This window comes from Amycolatopsis sp. SID8362 (genome assembly GCF_010550475.1).
GTDB lineage: Bacteria > Actinomycetota > Actinomycetes > Mycobacteriales > Pseudonocardiaceae > Amycolatopsis > Amycolatopsis eburnea.
This window is the reverse complement of sequence record NZ_JAAGNB010000799.1, coordinates 1-4802: the sequence shown is the minus strand read 5'-3', so window position 1 is coordinate 4802 and position 4802 is coordinate 1. Positions and strand designations below refer to the sequence as shown.

At 71.3% G+C, this 4802-nt stretch carries 2 protein-coding genes and 1 pseudogene; 1 reads left to right on the top strand and 2 read right to left on the bottom strand.

From position 1 onward, the window contains the following. Nucleotides 1–164: 164 nt before the first annotated feature. Both G3I65_RS24790 and G3I65_RS24785 read right to left on the bottom strand, forming a co-directional pair. The gene (locus G3I65_RS24790; protein ID WP_160698229.1) at nt 165–932 is read right to left on the bottom strand and encodes an ABC transporter permease; all 768 of its coding nucleotides are present in this window, start codon (nt 930–932) and stop codon (nt 165–167) included. Then, nucleotides 922–1923 (bottom strand): ATP-binding cassette domain-containing protein, encoded by a 1002-nt coding sequence (locus G3I65_RS24785; protein ID WP_160698228.1) that lies wholly within the window; start codon nt 1921–1923, stop codon nt 922–924. The genes G3I65_RS24790 and G3I65_RS24785 overlap by 11 nt, the downstream gene beginning before the upstream one ends. Nucleotides 1924–2255: 332 nt before the next feature. Between G3I65_RS24785 and G3I65_RS24780 the strand changes: the two are divergent. Continuing rightward, a pseudogene (locus G3I65_RS24780) lies at nt 2256–4802 on the top strand (type I polyketide synthase); the annotation flags it as partial.

The following is a 4802-nucleotide window of genomic DNA, read 5'->3' as shown; positions in this document are numbered from 1 at the left end:
GCGGTCGCGTCCCGCGCCGAGGGCGGCGTCGTCCGGTTCGACGCCGACCACCGTGCAGCCGCCGCCGGCGAACAGGGCCGCGAGCGCGGACCCGGCGGTGCCCAGGCCGAACACCCAGATCGTGGGCATGGTGCGTGTCATGGCTTCCGTCCCTTCACGGTCGGTCAGCGGGTCTCCCGCTGGAAGGTGCGCGCGCCCCACCAGACGGCGAGGGCGGCGATCCCGAAGAGCATCAGTGCGCCGAGGGCGACGCCGACCGGCGGCAGGTCCCCGGTGAAGCTGGCCCGGCTGATGTCGACCACGTACGACAGCGGGTTGAGCCGCGAGAGCACGAACAGCCAGGTGGGCGCGAACTGCGGGGTGATCGGCAGCAGGATCCCCGACAGCAGCACGATCGGCAGCAGCAGCACGTTGAGCACGGCGGAGAACGCCGTCTCGTTGTTCATCCGCAGCGCGATCGAGTTCGACAGCGTCGCCAGGGTCAGCGAGAGCAGCGCGGCGATGACCAGGCAGACGACGATGCCGACGGCCGGGGCCGACACGTCGAACAGCAGCGAAGCGATCACGATCAGCAGCACGGCCTGGAACAGCGTGCTGACCACGATGGTCAGCACCTTGCCCAGCATCAGCGCGGCCCGGCTGCTCGGGGTGACCCGCAGCCGCTCCAGCACCCCGGCGTTCTGGTCGGTCAGGATCGAGTAGCCGGCGAAGGAGGCGTTGAGCAGCGCGATCTGCACGATCAGGCCGGGGGTCAGCACCATCCACGTTTTGCCCGGCCCGAACCCGGGGGTGCTCGCGGCGAGCTTTTCCATGAGCGGGCCGAACAGCACCAGGTAGAGCACCGGCTGCATCATGCCGATCACGATGAAAGCCTTGTTCCGCAGGGAAACGGCCAGTTCGGCGCGGAAGATCAGCAGGGTGTCACGCACCACGGCCGTCCGCCTCCTTCTCGTCGGTGGGTTCGGGGCGGGGCGCCTCGCCGTCGCGCAGGCTGCGGCCGGTGAGGAGGAAGAACACGTCGTCGAGGGTGGGACGGCGGACGTTCAGCGAAGTGGTGAGGACGCCCGCGTTGTCCAGCGCGCGCAGCAGCACCGGCACGGCCAGGTCTCCGCGCGGCACGCGGAAGCGGATGACCTCGCCGGTGACGCTCGTGCCCTCGGCACCGGGCAGGCCCGAGACGATGCCCGCGGCTTGGGTCACGGTCTCCGGCGGCACGGCGAGCGTGACCTCGTCGCCGGACACTTTGGCCTTGAGCACGTCCGGCGTGCCCTCGGCGACGATCCGGCCGTGGTCGATGACCAGCACCCGGTCGGCGAGGGCGTCGGCCTCGTCCAGGTAGTGGGTGGTAAGGAAGACCGTGACGCCGTGCTCGGATCGCAGCGCCCGGATGTGGTTCCACAGGTTGGCCCGGCTCTGCGGGTCGAGCCCGGTCGTCGGCTCGTCGAGGAAGACGAGCTTCGGCGAGTGGATCAGGCCCAGCGCGAGGTCGAGCCGTCGCCGCTGCCCGCCGGAAAGCGTGCTGGTGAGCCGGTTGTCGAGCCCGGTGAGCTCGAGCTGGCCGGTGATTTCCCCGGCCCGGGCGCGCACCTGGTTCTTCGACAGCCCGTACAGGCGGCCCTGGAGGTGGAGCTCCTCGCTGACCTTGCGGTCGGCGACGGTGCCGCCGCCCTGGGCCACGTAGCCGAGCTGCCGGCGCACCCGGGTCGCCTCGGTCAGCAGGTCGCAGCCGGCGATCGTGGCCGTTCCCGCGGTCGGCTTCAGCAGCGTCGTCAGCATGCGCAGGGTGGTCGTCTTGCCGGCGCCGTTGGGGCCGAGGAAGGCGACCAGCTCACCGTCGGCCACGTCCAGGTCGACCCCGCGCACCGCGTCGACCGTGCGGCCCTGCGCGGTGAAGCGCCGCGCCAACCCACGAGCCGTGATCATGAGAGCCCCTCTCGGCCTCTTCGGGCGTTGTCAGGGGGCCGACAGTAGAACCGCGCCCCCGGGGAAAACCCTCGACTTTCCGCGGCAGCCGGGCGGCGGCGGAACTAGGGGTTTCCCGGGTGCGCCCGGACGAGACTGTCGCGGTGACGTCCGGACGACGAGTGCCCTCGGCCTGCCCTCCCGAGCGTCCATGACCCTGCCGACCTCGCCGCGCCGGCGCGGCCGTGGACCCGGCCCGCCGGAACGCGCGTCCCGCGAGCCCGGCTCCGCCCTGCTCGCGGGATCCCGCGCGGATCACCCCTGCCTGCCGGCCGCTGAGATGGGTTGCTGATATGGACAACGAGAAGAAGCTCCGCGACTACCTCAAGCGCACCGGCGCGGACCTGGTGCGGACGCGGCAGCGGGTGGCCGAGCTCGAAGCGCGGGCGCGGGAGCCGATCGCCATCGTCGGCATGAGCTGCCGGTACCCGGGCGGCGTGTCGAGCCCGGAACAGCTGTGGGACCTGCTTTCCCGCGGCGAGGACGGCATCTCCGGGTTCCCCGCCGACCGCGGCTGGGACTTGGCCGCCCTCGGCGAGCCCGGCGGCAAGGACGCCTCGTCGACGTTGGCCGGCGGATTCCTCCACGACGCCCCGGACTTCGACGCGGACTTCTTCGGCATCTCGCCGCGCGAGGCGATGGAAATGGATCCGCAGCAGCGGGTGCTGCTGGAGGCGGCGTGGGAGGCGTTCGAGCGCGCCGGGATCGACCCCGGCTCGCTCAAGGGCAGCCGCACCGGCGTGTTCGTCGGCGCCATGGCCCAGGACTACATGTCCGCCCTGACCGGGGATTCCGAGGGCTTCGTGCTGACGGGCAACACGAACAGCGTGCTGTCCGGCCGCCTGTCCTACACCTTCGGCGTCGTGGGCCCGGCGGTCACCGTCGACACGGCGTGCTCGTCGTCTCTGGTCGCGCTGCACCTGGCCGCCCAGTCGCTGCGCTCCGGCGAGTCCACGCTGGCACTGGCCGGTGGTGTCACGGTGATGTCGAGCCCGACGACGTTCGTCGAGTTCAGCCGCCAGGGCGGCCTGGCCGCCGACGGCCGCTGCCGCTCCTTCGCCGACTCCGCCGAGGGCACCGGCTGGGCCGAGGGCGTCGGCCTGCTCGTGCTGGAACGGCTTTCCGACGCGCAGCGCCACGGCCACGAGGTGCTGGCCGTGGTCCGGGGGACCGCGGTCAACCAGGACGGCGCGTCCAACGGCCTCACGGCCCCCAATGGACCTTCGCAGCAGCAGGTCATCCAGCAGGCGCTGAAGAACGCCGGGCTGGCACCGTCCGATGTGGACGTCGTCGAGGCGCACGGCACCGGCACCACCCTGGGTGACCCGGTCGAGGCCCAGGCGCTGCTGGCGACGTACGGCCAGGACCGCGAACGCCCGCTGCTGCTGGGCTCGGTGAAGTCGAACATCAGCCACACCCAGGCCGCGGCCGGGGTCGCCGGGATCATCAAGATGGTACTGGCGATGCGCCACGGCGTGGTCCCGAAGACGCTGCACGTCGACGCGCCGACGTCCTATGTGGACTGGACGGCCGGCTCGGTCGAGCTGGTCACCGAGCCGCGGCCGTGGCCCGAGACCGGCGGACCGCGGCGCGCGGGCGTCTCGTCGTTCGGCATCAGCGGCACCAACGCCCACAGCGTGCTCGAGCAGGCCCCGGCGGCCGAACCCGCGGCGGAGCCCGCCGAACTCACCGGCCCGGCGCTGTACCCGGTGTCGGGCAAGACCCCCGAGGCGCTGGCCGCGCAGGCCGCCGCCCTCGTGCCGGTCGTGACGTCCGGCGTGCCGCTGGCGGACTTAGCGTTTTCGCTGGCGAAGTCCCGGGCGGCCTTCGAGCACCGCGCGGTGGTCGTCGCGGACGGCCGCGACGAACTGGTGGCTGCCCTGACGGCACTGGCGGCCGGCGAGCAGGTACCCGCGGTCGTCCGCGACCGCGTCCAGGCCAAGGCGAAGCTGGCCGTGCTCTTCGCCGGGCAGGGTTCGCAGCGGCTCGGGATGGGCCGGGAGTTGTATGAGCGGTACCCGGTTTTCGCTGATGCACTTGACGCGGTGTTCGCGCGGCTTCCGGTGCGTGAGGTGGTCTTCGGTGAGGACGCCGCGTTGCTGGATCGGACGGAGTGGGCGCAGCCTGCCTTGTTCGCTCTGGAAGTGGCGCTGTACCGGCTGGTGGAGTCGTGGGGTGTTCGCCCGGACTTCGTTGCGGGGCATTCGATCGGTGAGATCGCGGCCGCTCATGTGGCCGGTGTTTTGTCGTTGGAGGACGCGTGCACGCTGGTGTCCGCGCGGGCGCGGTTGATGCAGGCGTTGCCCGCCGGGGGCGCGATGGTGTCGCTGGTGGCCTCGGAAGAAGAAGTTCTGCCGTTGCTGGTTGATGGGGTGTCGATTGCGGCGGTGAATGGTCCGCGTTCGGTGGTGATTTCCGGTGTTGAGGACCGTGTTCTGGAGATTGCTGCGAGGTTTGAGAAGTCGAAGCGGCTCATGGTGTCGCATGCGTTCCATTCGTTGTTGATGGATCCGATGTTGGACGAGTTCCGTGCGGTTGTTGAGGGTTTGGAGTTCGCTGAGCCGACGGTTCCGGTGGTTGCTGCTGGGGATGTGACGTCGCCGGAGTACTTGGTGACTCATGTGCGGGAGACTGTGCGGTTCGCCGACGGCATCGAGCGGCTGCGTGGGCAGCGCGTCACCACCTTCCTCGAACTCGGGCCCGACGGTGTCCTCTCCGCGCTGGTCCGTGCGTCCTTCGCGGAGGCCGCCGCGCTGCCCCTGCTGCGCCCCGGCCGTCCCGAAGCCCGCACCGCTCTCGCGGCCGTGGCCGGGCTGCACGCTCGCGGCCTCGCCGCCGAC

Bases quoted from the DNA above. Each gene is read 5' to 3' on its own strand.
- G3I65_RS24785 (WP_160698228.1), bottom strand. From the start codon at position 1,923: ATGATCACGGCTCGTGGGTTGGCGCGGCGCTTCACCGCGCAGGGCCGC.